Source organism: Candidatus Pelagibacter sp. uisw_098, from assembly GCF_059512505.1.
The window spans coordinates 417,064-433,059 of sequence record NZ_CM183454.1 but is presented as its reverse complement, the minus strand read 5'-3'; the positions used below and the strand labels follow the sequence as shown (position 1 = coordinate 433,059).

General features: G+C 29.1%; 18 protein-coding genes. 4 read left to right on the top strand and 14 right to left on the bottom strand.

The features are described 5' to 3' along the window. Window positions 1-16 precede the first annotated feature (16 nt). Genes AC5YF9_RS02280 through AC5YF9_RS02270 form a run of 3 tightly spaced genes read left to right on the top strand, consistent with a single transcriptional unit; the run spans window position 17 to window position 3,346 of the window. Window positions 17-970 carry an ADP-ribosylglycohydrolase family protein gene (locus tag AC5YF9_RS02280; protein ID WP_496169931.1) on the top strand — a complete coding sequence of 318 codons (954 nt, stop codon included), beginning with the start codon at window positions 17-19 and terminating at the stop codon, window positions 968-970. Next, entirely contained in the window at window positions 971-2,290 is a 1,320-nt protein-coding gene (locus AC5YF9_RS02275) for an MATE family efflux transporter (protein WP_415304421.1), read from the top strand. It begins immediately after the preceding gene. A gap of 36 nt (window positions 2,291-2,326) precedes the next feature. After that, on the top strand, window positions 2,327-3,346 hold the full coding sequence (locus AC5YF9_RS02270) for an MBL fold metallo-hydrolase (RefSeq protein WP_415304419.1): 1,020 nt from the start codon (window positions 2,327-2,329) through the stop codon (window positions 3,344-3,346). Between the two features lie 220 nt (window positions 3,347-3,566). Here the strand turns inward: AC5YF9_RS02270 and AC5YF9_RS02265 are convergent, their stop codons facing one another. The 12 genes from AC5YF9_RS02265 to AC5YF9_RS02210 form a co-directional block, all read right to left on the bottom strand. Continuing rightward, a complete protein-coding gene (locus AC5YF9_RS02265) occupies window positions 3,567-3,932 on the bottom strand; it encodes a thioredoxin family protein (RefSeq protein WP_415304418.1) in 366 nt (121 codons plus the stop codon). A gap of 45 nt (window positions 3,933-3,977) precedes the next feature. Next, window positions 3,978-4,871, bottom strand: a complete 894-nt coding sequence (locus AC5YF9_RS02260) for a DMT family transporter (RefSeq protein ID WP_415304417.1) — start codon at window positions 4,869-4,871, stop codon at window positions 3,978-3,980. Window positions 4,872-4,894: 23 nt separating this feature from the next. After that, window positions 4,895-5,155: an AzlD domain-containing protein gene (locus AC5YF9_RS02255; RefSeq protein ID WP_415304416.1), complete on the bottom strand. Its 261-nt coding sequence runs from the start codon at window positions 5,153-5,155 to the stop codon at window positions 4,895-4,897. 56 nt (window positions 5,156-5,211) lie between these two features. Beyond that, window positions 5,212-5,910, bottom strand: a complete 699-nt coding sequence (locus tag AC5YF9_RS02250; RefSeq protein WP_415304415.1) for an AzlC family ABC transporter permease — start codon at window positions 5,908-5,910, stop codon at window positions 5,212-5,214. An 18-nt stretch (window positions 5,911-5,928) separates the two neighbouring features. Further along, window positions 5,929-6,987 (bottom strand): ABC transporter ATP-binding protein, encoded by a 1,059-nt coding sequence (locus tag AC5YF9_RS02245; RefSeq protein ID WP_415304414.1) that lies wholly within the window; start codon window positions 6,985-6,987, stop codon window positions 5,929-5,931. A gap of 4 nt (window positions 6,988-6,991) precedes the next feature. Then, on the bottom strand, window positions 6,992-8,611 hold the full coding sequence (locus AC5YF9_RS02240) for an ABC transporter permease (RefSeq protein ID WP_415304413.1): 1,620 nt from the start codon (window positions 8,609-8,611) through the stop codon (window positions 6,992-6,994). A 141-nt stretch (window positions 8,612-8,752) separates the two neighbouring features. Then, window positions 8,753-9,256 (bottom strand): peroxiredoxin, encoded by a 504-nt coding sequence (locus AC5YF9_RS02235; RefSeq protein WP_415304910.1) that lies wholly within the window; start codon window positions 9,254-9,256, stop codon window positions 8,753-8,755. 133 nt (window positions 9,257-9,389) lie between these two features. Then, entirely contained in the window at window positions 9,390-9,575 is a 186-nt protein-coding gene (locus AC5YF9_RS02230; protein ID WP_168607384.1) for a hypothetical protein, read from the bottom strand. A 7-nt stretch (window positions 9,576-9,582) separates the two neighbouring features. After that, window positions 9,583-10,602 (bottom strand): extracellular solute-binding protein, encoded by a 1,020-nt coding sequence (locus AC5YF9_RS02225; RefSeq protein ID WP_415304412.1) that lies wholly within the window; start codon window positions 10,600-10,602, stop codon window positions 9,583-9,585. 101 nt (window positions 10,603-10,703) lie between these two features. Beyond that, the gene (locus tag AC5YF9_RS02220; protein WP_415304411.1) at window positions 10,704-10,997 is read right to left on the bottom strand and encodes a hypothetical protein; all 294 of its coding nucleotides are present in this window, start codon (window positions 10,995-10,997) and stop codon (window positions 10,704-10,706) included. Window positions 10,998-11,037: 40 nt separating this feature from the next. Continuing rightward, the gene (aceA, locus tag AC5YF9_RS02215; protein WP_496169930.1) at window positions 11,038-12,315 is read right to left on the bottom strand and encodes an isocitrate lyase; all 1,278 of its coding nucleotides are present in this window, start codon (window positions 12,313-12,315) and stop codon (window positions 11,038-11,040) included. 65 nt (window positions 12,316-12,380) lie between these two features. Further along, window positions 12,381-12,557 carry a hypothetical protein gene (locus AC5YF9_RS02210; protein ID WP_415304410.1) on the bottom strand — a complete coding sequence of 59 codons (177 nt, stop codon included), beginning with the start codon at window positions 12,555-12,557 and terminating at the stop codon, window positions 12,381-12,383. Between the two features lie 111 nt (window positions 12,558-12,668). Between AC5YF9_RS02210 and AC5YF9_RS02205 the strand changes: the two genes are divergently transcribed. Next, entirely contained in the window at window positions 12,669-14,102 is a 1,434-nt protein-coding gene (locus tag AC5YF9_RS02205; RefSeq protein ID WP_496169929.1) for a helix-turn-helix domain-containing protein, read from the top strand. Here the strand turns inward: AC5YF9_RS02205 and AC5YF9_RS02200 are convergent, their stop codons facing one another. Beyond that, entirely contained in the window at window positions 14,103-14,993 is an 891-nt protein-coding gene (locus AC5YF9_RS02200; RefSeq protein ID WP_415304407.1) for a LysR family transcriptional regulator, read from the bottom strand. Continuing rightward, window positions 14,994-15,995 carry an oxidoreductase gene (locus tag AC5YF9_RS02195; protein ID WP_415304406.1) on the bottom strand — a complete coding sequence of 334 codons (1,002 nt, stop codon included), beginning with the start codon at window positions 15,993-15,995 and terminating at the stop codon, window positions 14,994-14,996. Window position 15,996: the final 1 nt, after the last annotated feature.

Genomic DNA, 15,996 nt, shown 5'->3' with positions numbered 1-15,996 from the left:
AAAGTATTAGTTATTGATGTTTGATAAGTTACATATATTTCTTGGCGCAACTGTTGCGGATGCAGCAGCAAGACCTTTACATTGGGTGTATGATGAAAAAAAACTTAAATCTTATATTAAAGGAAAAAAAAATATTGCATTTCTTAAGCAAAATAGATCTCCATTCTATTCTATTAAGACAGGAGAAGTTTCTGGTTATAACGATATAGGTCAGGTAATGCTTAAAACATTAACTAAGGCAGCTAATCACAAAGAAATCATTAAACTTTTTAAAAAAAATATTATCAAAAATTTTGGGCCAGGCTCAAGCTATTGGAAAAATTTATCTTTAAGAAAAAAATACAAAAAAATTAAATGGAAAACAGCTTTGAAAGGCCCATGGATTCATCAAAATATCCTAGAAACTATTAAAAATATTAAATTAAAAAAAACTATCACGGGTGGTACTAAAGTTAACGAGTCTGATGGATATTGTGCAAGCCTACCCTTTTATTTTTCAAATAATTCAGAGCAGAAAACAAAACAAATTATAAGAAGTGTTGCTAATGGCAAGATTAGCGAACAATTTGCTTTGGCAAAACTTAAGATTATTGATTTAGCGGATAAAGGAGACAAGGATCCAGTTAATAGCTTTTTAAGAAAAAACATAAAAAACAAATACTTTAAAAATGTTATTGAAAACATCAAAAAAGTTAAAAAAATTAAGTCAAAACCCCACAATTTTGTTGTAAAGAAATTTGGTAAAGCATGTAGTTATCCAGGTACTTTTAATGGAGGAATACATGCAATTATAACTTCTAAAAGTTTTAAAACTGCAGTGATAAAAACAATTAAAGCTGGTGGATGTAATTGTTCACGTGCTAATTTTGTGGGTGCTTATTTTGCAGCGTATAAAGGCTTAAAAGGTATTCCTCAAGATTGGATTAAAAAAACAAATCCTGCGAAATCTATATTGAAGTTTATTGCTTAAATGCAAAACCCCTCCATTAAATACATTTTAAAATTATCTATTCCAATTTTTTTTGCAAACTTGGCTATTCCACTGGTTGGTATTATCGATACTGGTTTAATGGGTAACCTTGGTAATTTGTCATATTTATCAGCAACATCTGTGGCTGCTAATTTATTTTCTATGATTTTTTGGAGCTTTGGTTTTTTAAGAATGGGAACCGTTGGTTTAGTTTCACAAGCTTATGGTAAAGAAGATTACACAGAAATATTTAATATTGTTGTTCGAAATTTAGTTTTTGTTTTGCTAATTTCATTGATCTTAATTTTATTACAAAGTTATATATTCAATCTAAGTGTGGGTATCTTTAATTTATCAGAAACTACTAAGCAATTTTATCAGGATTACTTTCAAATAAGAATTTATTCAGCACCTGGTGAATTAACACTTTACATTATAACTGGTTTATTTGTTGGATTACAGAAGACTAAAATCTCAAGTTTAGCCGTTGGTCTTTTTTCAATTCTTAACATAATTTTAAGTATTGTTTTAGTTTCAAAATTTGATTTAAATATCAAAGGGGTTGCTTATGGGACTTTATTCTCAGCACTTTTAATATCCACAACTTTTCTAATTTATACATTTTGGCATCTAAATAAAATGTCTAAAATTAATATTAATATTAATAAATTAATAGATCTTAACAAACTTAAGAATATTTTTAATATTAATCTAAACATATTTATTAGAACTATATTATTAACCTTTTCATTTTTTTGGTTTACTTACCTTGGAAGTCAAATTGGGGAAGACTACATTGCCGCCAATGCCATCTTAATTAACTTAGTTTTTTTGTCTGCTTTCATTCTTGATGCTTACGCATTTTCAACTGAGGGTATGATTGGTTATTCCTTGGGTAAAAGAGATGTAAGTTTGTTTAAAAAAATTGTTAAAAACTCTTTTATTTTAAGTACACTTACGGGATTAATTATTTCAATAATTTATTTTTTTATTAACAAGTACGTCATTGAATTAATGTCTGATATTGAAAGTATTAGAAATCTAAGCTCATCTTATGTGGTATGGCTAATACTGATGCCTTTAATTTCATCTTTTTGTTATCAATTTGATGGAATATTTATTGGTGCATCACAAACAAAAGAACTTAGAAATGCGATGATTTTCTCAGTATTTTCTTATTTATTAATATCTTTATATTTAACAAAAATAATGGGCAATACTGGTATTTGGGTATCTTTATGTTTGTTCATGGTGTTAAGAGCGTTATCTCTATTTTATTATTTAGATAAAATTTATTTAAAATTTGGTACTATTAAATAGATTCTACTATTCTCAATATAATGATAATGTATTCAAATGTTATTTCGTCAATTATTTGACAAGAGTTCAAGTACCTACACTTATTTAATTGCTTCTGCAAAAGGTAGAGAGGCTTTAATCATTGATCCTGTATTAGAAAATGTTGAAAGATATATACAGCTATTAAAAGAATTAGATTTAAAATTAGTAAAAGTAATAGATACACACATACATGCAGATCATATCTCGGGGATTGCAGAACTAAGAGATCAAACAAATTGTGTAACAATTATGGGTGATAAAACACCAGTAGATGTTGTGTCTATGCAAGTATCAGATGAAGAATTAATCAAAATTGATGGTCTAGAATTTAGAGCTTTATTCACACCAGGTCATACATCTGAAAGTTTTAGTTTCTTAATGAATGATAGGGTTTTTACTGGCGATACACTATTAATTAGAGGAACTGGAAGAACTGATTTTCAAAATGGTGATCCGCAAGATTCTTATAATTCTATTTTTAATAAATTATTAAAATTACCAGATGAAACCTTAGTGTATCCAGCTCATGATTATAAAGGAGATACTGTGAGCACTATTTTAGAAGAAAAAAAATTTAACCCACGGCTGCAAGTAAAGTCAGTTAATGAATATATGGAAATTATGAATAATCTTAATTTACCTGACCCTAAATTAATGGATGTAGCAGTTCCTAGTAATTTAAAACTTGGAATAGATCTTGATAAACAAAAAGTTAATAACGGAATTGAACCTAATGAGTTTAAAAATTGTTTATTAGAAAAAGATATAATTTTAATAGATCTTAGAGAGCAAAATGAACTAGATAAAATTGGAAAGATTAAAAATAGTACAAGAGTTTCTTTCCCAGAAATTAATGATTACTTAAATAAAAATAAAACTAAATTACAGAATAAGAAAATTTTGTTTTATTGTGCTATTGGTCAAAGATCTACTCTGGCAGTACAAATATCAAAGTCTTATCAATATAATAAATGCTTACATTTAATTGGTGGTTTAAAAAACTGGAAACAAGCTGGTTTAGAATTGATTAAATAAATTTAATTATGAATGTATTTATAATTTTATCATTACTTGTAATTGTAATTGGGATTATCCTATTAGTAGCTTCTCCATCAGTATTATTTAAATTGAACTGGGAAGAAAAAACAGGAAAAGACAAAATCCTCATGTTTATGTTTTATGGTATTTTGGTTTATATAATAAATATAATTTTTTGGATCATCAAATAATCATTAATAGGCTTTATTATTCAAGATTAAGATTTTATTAATTCGTAAATTTTAGCTTTATCCATTTGGCCAATGCTTCTCTGTACTTCTTTATTATTTTTATAAACAACAATAGTAGTCCAATAATCAATACCTAATTGTTTTGCTATATCTTTATCTTTGGTTTGCTCAAAACTTAAAAAAAGAACATTTTTAAATTCTTTTTCAGCTTGATCTAGAATTTTTATCTGTGCCTTGCATGTTGAGCAAGTTTCATTCCAAGAATTAATAACAACTGTTTTTCCTTCAAGTTGAGCTTTTTGAAAAATTTCATTATTAAAAGTTGTGCTTTTATCGACCGCAAAAGCTTTAATTGTAAATAATGCAAAAATTATAATTAATATTTTTTTCATGTTTTAATCATATGTCTTAAAAGTTCGATTAACAAGATTTTGATTTTATTTTATAACCCCAATCTTTTTTTGTCTTGAAATAATAATTAATCCACTAATAACAATTATTAAAGCTCCTATATAAGTATTAGTTAATGGCACCTCATCAAATAAAAAATATCCATATAATATTCCCCATAAAATAACTGAATATCTAAATGTTGATGTGACAGAAACTAGTGCGATTTTGATTGTTGCTATTGAAAAAATATAGCCTAATGCTAGAAAAAAAGCAGCAATAAATAAAATAAATATATCCTTTAAACTAAAATCATAAAATTTATAAATACTTAACAAGCCAAAAAGAGCTGTAACAACAAAACAGGTCATAAATGCAATTTGTAGACTGGCATAATCTTTTTTAAAATTTTTTGTATACATGTCTCTAATCGAAAGCATAATTGCTGCAATTATAGGAAAGATAAAATAATAACTAGTCTCTAATTTTCCAGGATTAATTACCACCACCACACCAACAAAACCCAATAACACTGCACTCCATCTTCTCCATCTAACTTTTTCTCTTAAAAATATTGCACTAAATGCAGTTAATAAAATTGGTGCCATGCTTAATAAAATATAAACATTTGCAAAGGGTAATAGAGCAATACCAATGAAAAAAAATAAAGCTGCTAAGGATTCTAAAATGCCTCTCACTCTCAATTCATTTGAAGTAAAGATTAATTTAAAATTAAGTTCTTTCTTAATGTAAAGAAATAATAAAATGAAAAGTAATGTAAAAATACCCCTAATAAAAATGATTTGGTTTAAAACTAATATCTCATCATAGTTTTCATAAATAACTTTTACAAAAGCATCATTTGTTGCAAATGAGAATTGACATAAAAGCATATAAAATATGCCAAGTAAATCGTTGCTGACTTTAAATTTATGAAACATTAAAGGTTTAATTATAAGTTTTTCTATTGGTAATATACAAAAATCAAAAACCAATAAGAAATAAGTCCCACAAATATTGTGGCAATAATACTTCGACTAAAATAACCAATAATTATTGCAAATATAGAAGCTAATATTTTTGGATTATTTTCAATATCTATTGCGCCTGCACTATCTAGAAATATTGGTGGAAAGATTATTGCAGGAAAAATTGCAGAAGGTACATAAGAAAGTATTTTTTTTGTCTTATCGTTTAATATGTCCTCTTTTAATAAAAAAATCATAGAAAACCTTGTTAGATAAGTAATAATTCCACAATAAATAATTGTCGACCAATGCATTAATTTTTCTTTAAAGTTATCAAAGTTAATAATGTAGCAATTAGTAAAGCAGCTATGGCTGCAACGATAATATATGCTTGAAATGGTATTGTATTGTAGCCAATAGTTGCAACAATGCCTGATACCAACATCACAATAATATTTTTAAATTTTCTAAAATCATTAATTAACAAGGCCAAAAAGGTTAAAGAAATAGTAAAACTTAAACCTAACTCTTCAGGTATAACTGATCCTAGAACAATACCTAACACTGTTGATATTTGCCAAACTATCCAACAGGTAAAGCCAGCACCTAATAAGTGGTAATGTTTAAATTCATTTTCTTTATTCTTCTTAAAATAAGTATTTGAGACAGCAAATGCTTGATCAATTAACACGTAAGACAAAATTATTTTCCACGTTAATTTTAAATGAGATAAATATTCTGAAAATACTGCCCCATATAATAAGTGTCTAGAATTTACCGCACTAACAGAAGTTATTGCTACCAAAGAAGAGGCTCCACCTGAATATAATTGAAGTAAAACTATTTGAGAAGCTCCACCAAAAATTATGATAGACATTCCAAGTGTCATGTACGCACCCAAACCTAATTCCATACCAATAACACCATAAATAATTCCAAATGGAACCACAGGTATCATTAAAGGACTTACGTCAATTATTCCTCTAGATAAGGTTTTTAATCTATCATTCATTTTAAGTTAAGTTTTGTATTAGAAACAAACTATATGATCAATATTAATTGGTCTCTTGATGCCAAATTTTTCATCTACTTGGTGTTGATGAATATGGTGAGAGTGTACAAAGACAGGTATTAATTTATTACTCATAGTTTTAAGGGTATAGATAAAATTTGTTCCCCTAAATTTTCTATCAACGACTTCTAATTTTAAATTACTCTGATCATCATGTTCCAGATCTTCTGGTTGTAATAAAAGTTGAACTTCAGATCCTTTTGGGTAATGTTTTATAAAATCACCAGTTATTGTACCTAAGTCAGCACTCTCTAAACTGTTTTCACCGGTAACTTTTGCTGGAATTAAAATTCCTCTATTCAAAAAGTTAACCACCTCTACAGAATTTGGAAAATGATAAACATTATACGGATCATCAAATTGTTTTAATTGTTCATCAAGAATTATTCCACATTTTGTACCCAAGTAAAAAGCTTCATACGAGTCATGTGTAACGATGATTGTTGTTATTTTTTGTTCAGTTAAAATTTGTTTCAACTTAACTTGAATTTCTTCTTTAAAACTTTGATCTACATTTGATAAAGGTTCATCTAATAATAATAAGTCTGGGTTAGATAATAAAGATCTGGCTAAAGAGGCTCTTTGCGCTTCACCAGAACTTATTTGATGTGGAAATTTGTCAATTACGTGATCAATATGAAGGAATTTAATTATATCATTTATATTTAAACCTTTTTTCTTCTTTTTATTTCTCTCTGCACCAAATTTTATATTTTCTAAAACATTATAATGAGGGAAAAGTGAGTTATCTTGAAAGGCCATTGATATGTTTCTATCTTCAGGTTCCACATGGACATCTTTAGAGGAAAGTAATTTATTCTTTAATTTAATTTTTCCAGAATTAATTTTCTCTAAACCAGCAATTGTTCTAAGAATTGTAGTTTTACCAATTCCAGATGGACCCAATAAACAGATAATGTCTCCCTGATTTTCAATAGTTAATGAGACATTGCTTACTTTGTTTTGTGCACTAGCAGTAAATGTTACATTATCAATTTCTAGAAAAATTTTTGTCATAATTTTAGTCTTTAAGAATATATTTAGATGTAATTAATATAAAGAAACTTGCAATAATTATAAGAAATAATGACGGGGCTGCTGCGGCCTCTAATAAATCCTGAGAAGCATAGATATATGCCTTTGTTGCAAAAGTTTCAAAATTAAATGGTCTCATAATTAGCGTAATTGGTAACTCTTTAATGATTTCAATGGCTAACAAAATTCCTATCAATAAAATTGAGTTTTTTAGATATGGGACATGTATGTTTTTGAAAGTCTTGAATTTAGAATATCCAAGCAGATATGCGCCTTCATCAATGGAATAATTAATTTTTAAATATCCTGATTTAATTCCATTGCTTGCTAATGAATAAAATCTAATAAAATATACCAAAACTAGGCCAAGAATAGAACCTATAAAAATTGGCTTTATACTGCTCATTTCAAATTGACCTAGAATACTGCTGTCAAACCATGAGATAAAGGTAATGAATGCTACCGCTAAAATAATCCCTGGTATTGCATATCCTGATATTGAAAATGTAGTTAGTGCTTCTAAAAATTTACTTTTAGAAACTCTATTCCCATAATTTGAAATAAAAGCTAAGGCAATTAACAAACAGCTAGATAAAATTACTAAAATTATAGTATTTGAAAATAAGTTAATTAGATCTAAATCAGCTAAATGTTTTGGAAATATAATTGTCCAATAAAGCATTTGTAGAACAGGAAATAAAAAACTTATAGAAAAAACTAACATGCAAAAAGAAAATGCTAAAAATGATTTATATCCACCTAAATTGATAACTGATTTAGATTTAAACCCACCCTTAGAAGATGTGTGATACTGGGCTTTTTTTCTTGAAAAATTTTCCAAAATAAACAATCCAAGAATAAAAATTAATAGGTAAAATGATAATCTGTTAGCAAGAGTAAGATCATCAAAAGAAATCCAAGCATTATATATTCCTGTAGTAAAAGTAGATATACCAAAAAAAGATACAGATCCGAAATCTGATAAAGTTTCCATTGCAACCAATGACAAACCAGCAACTATAGCAGGCCTTGCTGAAGGAAGTATTATTTTAAAAAAAGATTTTTTTTTAGAAAAGCCAAGGTTTTTTCCAAGTTCTACTAAATTCTGTGACTGATAGTGAAATGATGTTCTGGTTAAAACATAAACGTAACCAAATAGTGAAAATGATATTGAAATTATAGCACCCATCATTCCATCAAATTTAGGAATATGAGAGTTATAATTCCCTTCTCCAAATAAATTTTTTAAAATTGAAAAAGCTGTTCCATAATTTTCAAAAAAAGCAGTTAAGGAATATGCGTAAATATATGCTGGGACAGCAAAAGATAAGATCAAAGACCATTTAAAGAAATTTACACCTGGAAAATTATAAAATGAAACTAAGTAAGCGCATCCAACACCAATTATAAATGTTAAAAATAAAACACCTATTAAAAGTATTAAAGAATTATAAATATAATCATAAAGAAAAGTATTTTTTAAAATTAAACTATAATCTCCAGTAGTTTCAAAAAAACTGCTGAATACTGTTAAAATCGGTGCTGCCACTACTAAAGAAATAAGTAAAGATGCTGCATACCAAATATTTATTTTTCCAAATCCCATATTTTATATTACCTTAATAATTATTTTTAAGAAACTTCCCTCGTAACCAAGGGAAGTTAATACCAACTCTAAAACCAATTTGAGAGAGAGATTATAGAGCTAATTCTTAAAAATTTCTTATACCATTTAGGTTTTCAGCTTTTATTGTTTAGATAGATATTCTATACAGTTTTTAGGAGTTGTTTGATGGTATGGATCAGGATCACTTCCATCATTATTCATGCCATCCTCTTGCCACCATTTTTCAACCACACCATCATTAATAATCGTACAATATCTCCAGCTTCTTAGACCAAATCCTACGTGTTTCTTATCAACTAACATGCCCATTGCCCTTGTAAAATCTGCATTTCCATCTGGTAATACCTTAACTTTTCTCAATTTTTGTTGATCAGCCCAAGCATTCATCACATAACCGTCATTAACACTAATGCAATAAACCTCATTAATACCTAAGCCTAACAATTTATCATAATTTTCTTCAAATCCAGGTAACTGCTTTTCAGAACATACTGGTGTAAATGCACCTGGTAATGAAAACAGTATTACCTTTTTACCTTTGAATATTTCATCAGTACTTACATCAACCCATTTTCCAATTTTTCTTGTTTTCAAAACTACATTTGAACATTTTTTTCCTTCTATCATTCTATTCCTGTTATTTTTTAAGTGTTTGTTTAATTGAATTACTTGCATTTAAATTTTTTAGTGCTCATAGTTAAATTAGGTAGGGTAAATACCTTTTGTAAAGCTATGAGCACAATCATTAAAAAGAAAATTAAGTATTAAAAGGAGAGAGGATATGTGCAACCTCTTTATCTTCAATATCTGATAATTTTCTATTATTTATTTTTCTATTGATTTTTTCACACTCTGCTGCACATGGATCACAAGCTTTCAGAGATTGAGACCCATATACGTCAGAAGATTTATCTAAATCAATATTAAATAAATTCTTTTTCACTAGCTTATTACTTCCAACTTGCTGCTAACATACACTCAAGTGCTGTAGCTTGTTGTTTTCCATAATTAGCAACTTTAGTTTCTAAATCTTGATTGTATCCAAGACCCATTTGTTTAACTAATGCATGAGGCTCAACGCCATCAATCATTGGATATTCAAATGTATTATTGACTATGTGTTCTTGTGCTTCTTTAGTTAATAAAAACTCAAGTAGTTTTTTTGCATTATCAGGATTTGGTGAAGTTTTAAGTACTCCTCCTCCACTAATGTTCATGTGAGTTCCTCTGTCTCCTTGGTTAGGAAAAAAAGGTAAAACTTTTTTAGCAGCTGCTTGTTGCTCTGGACCTTTTTTTCCAGATAACATCAAAGCATAATAGTAAGTATTAGCTACTGCTAGATCAGCTTCACCTGCAGCTACAGCTAAAATTTGAGCTCTATCATTTCCTTTAGAGTCTCTAGCCATGTTAGCCACAACACCTTTTGCCCAAGAACAAGTTGCTGCTTTACCATTATTTTTTACTAATGATGCAACAAGAGATTGGTTATAGATATTGTTAGATTTTCTTATAACAACTCTACCTTTCCATTTTGGATCAGCAAGACCTTCGTAAGTCATACCGTTAAGCTCATTTGCATTTACTCTTTCAGGTGAGTAATACATAATTCTTGCTCTCTTAGCTATTCCAGTCCATTTAGGAGTTCTAAAATTTGCTGGTACGGCAGCTTTAATTGCAGCAGTCATAGAATTTTGGAACATTCCTTTTGCAGCGAATGCACCTAATCTTCCTGCGTCAGCAGTAATATAAAGGTCAGCTTTTGAATCAGCACCTTCTTCAGTTATTCGTTTTTGAAGAGCTTTATCTTTACCAGATACAACGTTTACTTTAATTCCAGTTTTAGCTGTAAATTTTTCATAAAGTTGAATATCTGAATCGTAATGTCTTGCACTGAATACATTAACTTCAGCAGCAAACGTCATGTTTGCAAATAAAGCCATGAAAAATGCAATAATTGTAAGTTTTTTCATTATTATTTCCCGTTTTTATTGGTTATTTAGTTTGGAATGCTTATTATTAACATTGCGAATGATTATCAATCGCATTAATTGACGCAGTTTACAAGAGTTAATTAAAATAATATTGCAATAAGTAAATTACTTAAAAAAGACAGGGAGATAACAAAACCTGTAAAAAAGTTACAATACATTAAGGTAACTGTGCGATTTCTAATTCTTCTTTTTCTTACAAAGGGCTTATCATCAAGATCTGAAATATCTCTTTCACCAATAACCTTGTAATCATAAGTCCAACGCCAAATAGAAGTACCAAATCTTTTATCACTATTATTGTAATAGATAATCCAGGCAACAATATATCGATGAGAAATGTAGAAAATGACTAAAAGTATTCCACTTAAGATCATTTAAATATTAGAACATATTTAAAGTTTAAGTAAAGACTAATTAAAACTGTTCGGATTCTGTAGAGCCTGCCATAGCAGTTGTAGAGCTTTTTCCACTACTTATGGTGTTTGAAACTGCATCAAAGTAAGATGTCCCAACTTCTCTTTGGTGTTTAACACTTGTGTAACCATCCTTCTCTCTAGCGAACTCAAGCTCTTGGATTTTAGAATAAGCAGTCATTCCTTCTGTTTTATATTTTTCCGCAAGCTCAAAAATTGCAATATTTTGAGTGTGAAATCCAGCAAGTGTAATAAATTGAAATTTATAACCCATCTCACTAATTTTTTGTTGGAATGTTGAGATCTCTGAATCTGATAAATGCTTCTTCCAATTGAACGAAGGAGAACAGTTGTAAGCTAATAATTTACCAGGAAACTTTTCATGAATTGCATCTGCAAATTTTTTTGCTTCCTCAAGATTTGGTGTTGCAGTTTCACACCAGATTAAATCTGAATAAGGTGCGTAGGCTAAACCTCTTGAGATAGCCTGCTCAATTCCATGCTTAACATAATAGAAACCTTCAGGAGATCTTTCACCTGTTAAAAAAGGTTTATCATTTTCATCAAAGTCATTGGTAATCAATTTTGCAGCATTAGCATCAGTTCTTGCTAAAATTATTAATGGTACATCTGCAATATCAGCAGCTAACCTCGCAGCTTTTAAATTTTTAATCATAGTGCCCGTTGGAACTAAAACTTTTCCACCCATATGCCCACATTTCTTTTCACTGGCTAACTGATCTTCAAAATGAACTCCCGCAGCACCTGCTTTAATAAATTTTTTTGTTAATTCAAAAACATTTAATGGGCCACCAAATCCTGCTTCACCATCTGCAATAATTGGTAGCATATAATCTGTTCTATCTTTTGATTTCATATCACCATCATGTAATTCCATATGCTGAATTTGATCTGCTCTTATTAAAGCATTGTTCATTGACTCAACTAATTTTGGAGCACTATCATATGGGTATAAAGATTGATCAGGATACATTTCACCAGCAGTGTTTGCATCAGCTGCTACTTGCCATCCACTTAAATAAATTGCTTTTAATCCGGCTTTAGCATGTTGAATAGCGTGATTTCCAGAAAGTGAACCCAATGTATTAATATAATTTTCTGAATTTAACAGATCCCATAATTTTTTAGATTGATGCTTACACATCGAATATTCAATTTTGATAGAACCTCTTAATCGTTCTACTTCTTCTGGAGTGTAGTCTTTTTTAATTCCTAAAAATCTTTTTAAATCGTATGAAACTTTAGCTTCTGAGTTCATAGGTAGGTCTTTCTAGATTATATATTAAGAAAATTAAATCGTAAGTAAATTAACGGTAAGAGGACTTATTTGTCTTCACTATATTCTTGAGTGAATTCATTCATTCCACTAGAACCCCAATCACAATGGTCGTCTCTTAGATAAATACCAGATTGACTAAATTGATTCTGATTGTTGCTTTCGTTAATTTCACCTTGATTTTCTTGGTTTTCTTGGTTTTTATTTATGTTTTTATTGTTCATGTAAACTTTATAATTTACTAAATTTACAAAATCCAACTAAATCGTTAAAAACCTTGTAAAACAAAGAAACTTATTGTAAATTTAAATTTACAAAATTTACAAATAAAGCTTATGAGTAAAATTGATTTAAAAATTGGTCCTAAAATAAAGGCTTTTAGAAGACAGTTAGGACTGCAAGCTAACAAACTTTCAGAAGATCTAGGTATTTCTCCGAGTTATTTAAACTTAATTGAAAGTGGAAAAAGAAAAATAGATGGAGATTTATTACTTAAGGTTTGTGAAAAATTAAATATCCAACTCTCAGACCTAACATCAAAATCAGATGTTAACTTAGAAAATACTATTTCAGAAATTCTAGATGATAAATTATTTGAAGACCTGGATATTCTTGGTCCTGAGGTTAAAGATCTTGTTGGCACAAACCCAAAGATAGGTAGGGCCCTTGTTAGATTGGGAGATATTCTTAAAAAGAAAGATCACGAACTAATTAATAAAATAGAAAAAATTTCAGGAAAAATAGTTGATAATAGAAAAAACTCTTTTCCTGGTGAGGTAATATCTGACTTTCTTCAAGAACATAAAAACTATTTTCCAAAATTAGAAGAGTTTGCAAATAAAGTTTTTAATAAGATTCAAAAAAATAACAGAACTCGATATATTGCGTTATGCGAGTATTTAAATAAAGAATATTCAATTATAGTTAAAGACATTTTACCAGAAGATGGAAAGCCTTTTTCTAAAATTTATAATAAAAATAAAAAAGAACTCCTATTAAGTGATTATAGTTCTTTGGAAACAAAAAAACTTCATGCAGCAGCTCAGATTGCACAAGAAGGTGCAATGAAAGATATTGATAATTATCTATCTAAATTTTCTTTTCCTTCAGAAGAATCAAAAAAATTGACTAAAGTTGCTTTATTAAATTATTGTGGTGCAGCAATTTTAATGCCCTACAAACCTTTTCATGCTGAATGTAAAAAATTAAAATATGATTTAGAGTTATTACAGAATACATTTGCAACTTCTTTTGAACAAGTTGCTCACCGTGTAACATGCTTACAAGATCCAAAATTACCTGGTATTCCTTTTCATATGCTAAGAGTTGACATGGCAGGAAATATCTCAAAAAGATTTTCACTATCAGGAATTGATATACCAAGATATGGCGGTGCATGTCCTAGATGGAATGTTTATTCAGCATTCACGAGACCAGGTGTAATTCAAGCAGCAGTTAGCAAAATGACTAATGGTGAAAAATATGTTTGTATTGCAAGAACTGTAGAAAAAGGTGTGGGAAGATTTGGTCAATCAAAAAGCATACTATCAATTGGTCTTGGCTGTGACGCAAAGTATGCAAAAGACTTTGTGTACACTGAAAATATTAATGTTAGTGATAAAACAACAGAAATTCCTATCGGTGTATCTTGCAGAACTTGTGATAGATTAGATTGTCCGCAAAGAGCTTTTCCACCTTTACATAAAAAATTTGATGTAGATATTAATTCTAGAGGCGTCTCAGTATATGTTAATGATAAGTCTAGTTAATTAAGACTTCCAATCACCAATTTTACTGAACAAGAAGTTCCTAAAAGCAGTAATTCTTGCAGTATTCTTAAGTGATTGAGGGTAGACAAAGTGAGCCTCTGTTATGGGGCCCTCTGAATTAGGAAGAACCTTTATTACGTTGTTTGAATTTGAAACTAAATATTCAGGAAGTGCTGCAAGACCTACACCAGCTTCAACAGCTAAAAGTAAACCCATAACACTATTAACTTTCATTACTGGTTTTCTTTTTTTAGCATCTTTAATTCCAAGTTTTAAAGCCCAATCTGGATCATAGACAGGAGATGGTGCTCCTTTACCAAATGAAATGAATTTATGCTTATTTAAGTCATTGATTGTTTTTGGCATCCCATGTTTTTCTAAATATTTATTAGAACCATAAATATAATATTTTATATCAACTAACTTTTTTTGAATATAATTAAGCTGTTTAGGTCTTCTCATAAAAATACCTATATCTGCTTGTCTAGTACTTAAATCTAACTCCTTATCATCAAAAATTAATTCAATTTCTATTTCAGGGTTTAAAGTCATAAACTCTTGAATACGAGGTGTTAGCCAGTGAGTACCAAAACTTCTAACAGTTGTAATTGTTAATTTACCTGTTGGTTTATCTTTTTGATCTCCCAGTGTAGATTCAACTTCTTTTAATTTACTAATTACATCGTGAGCTGTTTTAAATAAATATTCACCATTTTCAGTTAAAGTAAGACCTCTTGCGTGTCTCTCGAAGAGTTGTACTTTAAGATCCAGTTCTAATGATTGAATTTGTCTGCTTATTGCAGATTGACTTAAGTTTAAGTTTATTGTTGCATTAGTAAAACTACCTGCTTCTGCAACTACGTGGAATATTTTTAATTTATCCCAATCCATTTATTTATTAAGATCAACTATATATCTTCCAGATGTTTCACCCTTTAACATTTTCGGATATATATCTATTAAATCTTCTAAGCTCACAGTTTTAATTGATTTTTCTAGTTGTTCAAAATCAATAAGATTTTTAACTTCATTCCAAACAAACTCTCTTCTTTTTATTGAAGCTGTGACTGAGTTTATTCCCCAAAGTTTTACACCTCTAATAATAAAAGGCATAACTGTTGTATTTAATTTATAATCAGAGGCGTTTCCACAGGCTGCAACAATTCCATTGTCCCTAGTTTGAGCAAGTGCATTAGCAAGTATCTTTCCACCAACAGTATCAACAACACCGTCCCATAAACCTTTATCTAATGGTCTAGGGTCTTTATCTAAATCTGCTTTATTTATTATGTTTTTAGCACCTAATGATCTTAAATATTCCTCATTTTCAGCTTTTCCAGTAACTGCTGTAACATTATATCCAAATCTATTTAAAATCATCACTGCAATACTTCCAACACCTCCAGATGCACCAGTTACTAAAACATCTTTAACTTTTTCACCTAATAAAAGTTCCTCCCTAGCTTTAATTGCAAAAGAACATAATAATGCTGTTAGTCCAGCAGTACCCATAATCATTGCATGTTTAGATGTAATATCTTTAGGTTTTTTAACTAGGTAATCTCCATTAACTTTTGTAAATTGAGAATAGCCACCAAAGTAAATTTCTCCAACTCTCCAACCTGTAAGTATTACTTCATCCCCTTTTACGAATTTCGAATTATCACTTTCTAAAACAGTGCCTGCAAAATCAATACCAGGAATATGTGGGAATTCTTTTACTAATTTTGCACCATTATTTAAAATAAGTGCATCTTTATAGTTTAAGTCTGAATAATCTACTTTAACAAGTACATCACCATGCTTTAAAAATGATTTATCTATTGACTTTACTTCTCGAGTAAAATTTTCACCTTCTTGATTAACAATTAATGCTTTAAAATTATCTGACATG

Bases quoted from the DNA above. Each gene is read 5' to 3' on its own strand.
- AC5YF9_RS02280 (WP_496169931.1), top strand. From the start codon at position 17: ATGTTTGATAAGTTACATATATTTCTTGGCGCAACTGTTGCGGATGCA.
- AC5YF9_RS02275 (WP_415304421.1), top strand. From the start codon at position 971: ATGCAAAACCCCTCCATTAAATACATTTTAAAATTATCTATTCCAATT.
- AC5YF9_RS02270 (WP_415304419.1), top strand. From the start codon at position 2,327: ATGTTATTTCGTCAATTATTTGACAAGAGTTCAAGTACCTACACTTAT.
- AC5YF9_RS02265 (WP_415304418.1), bottom strand. From the start codon at position 3,932: ATGAAAAAAATATTAATTATAATTTTTGCATTATTTACAATTAAAGCT.
- AC5YF9_RS02260 (WP_415304417.1), bottom strand. From the start codon at position 4,871: ATGTTTCATAAATTTAAAGTCAGCAACGATTTACTTGGCATATTTTAT.
- AC5YF9_RS02255 (WP_415304416.1), bottom strand. From the start codon at position 5,155: ATGATTTTTTTATTAAAAGAGGACATATTAAACGATAAGACAAAAAAA.
- AC5YF9_RS02250 (WP_415304415.1), bottom strand. From the start codon at position 5,910: ATGAATGATAGATTAAAAACCTTATCTAGAGGAATAATTGACGTAAGT.
- AC5YF9_RS02245 (WP_415304414.1), bottom strand. From the start codon at position 6,987: ATGACAAAAATTTTTCTAGAAATTGATAATGTAACATTTACTGCTAGT.
- AC5YF9_RS02240 (WP_415304413.1), bottom strand. From the start codon at position 8,611: ATGGGATTTGGAAAAATAAATATTTGGTATGCAGCATCTTTACTTATT.
- AC5YF9_RS02225 (WP_415304412.1), bottom strand. From the start codon at position 10,602: ATGAAAAAACTTACAATTATTGCATTTTTCATGGCTTTATTTGCAAAC.
- AC5YF9_RS02220 (WP_415304411.1), bottom strand. From the start codon at position 10,997: ATGATCTTAAGTGGAATACTTTTAGTCATTTTCTACATTTCTCATCGA.
- aceA (WP_496169930.1), bottom strand. From the start codon at position 12,315: ATGAACTCAGAAGCTAAAGTTTCATACGATTTAAAAAGATTTTTAGGA.
- AC5YF9_RS02210 (WP_415304410.1), bottom strand. From the start codon at position 12,557: ATGAACAATAAAAACATAAATAAAAACCAAGAAAACCAAGAAAATCAA.
- AC5YF9_RS02205 (WP_496169929.1), top strand. From the start codon at position 12,669: ATGAGTAAAATTGATTTAAAAATTGGTCCTAAAATAAAGGCTTTTAGA.
- AC5YF9_RS02200 (WP_415304407.1), bottom strand. From the start codon at position 14,993: ATGGATTGGGATAAATTAAAAATATTCCACGTAGTTGCAGAAGCAGGT.
- AC5YF9_RS02195 (WP_415304406.1), bottom strand. From the start codon at position 15,995: ATGTCAGATAATTTTAAAGCATTAATTGTTAATCAAGAAGGTGAAAAT.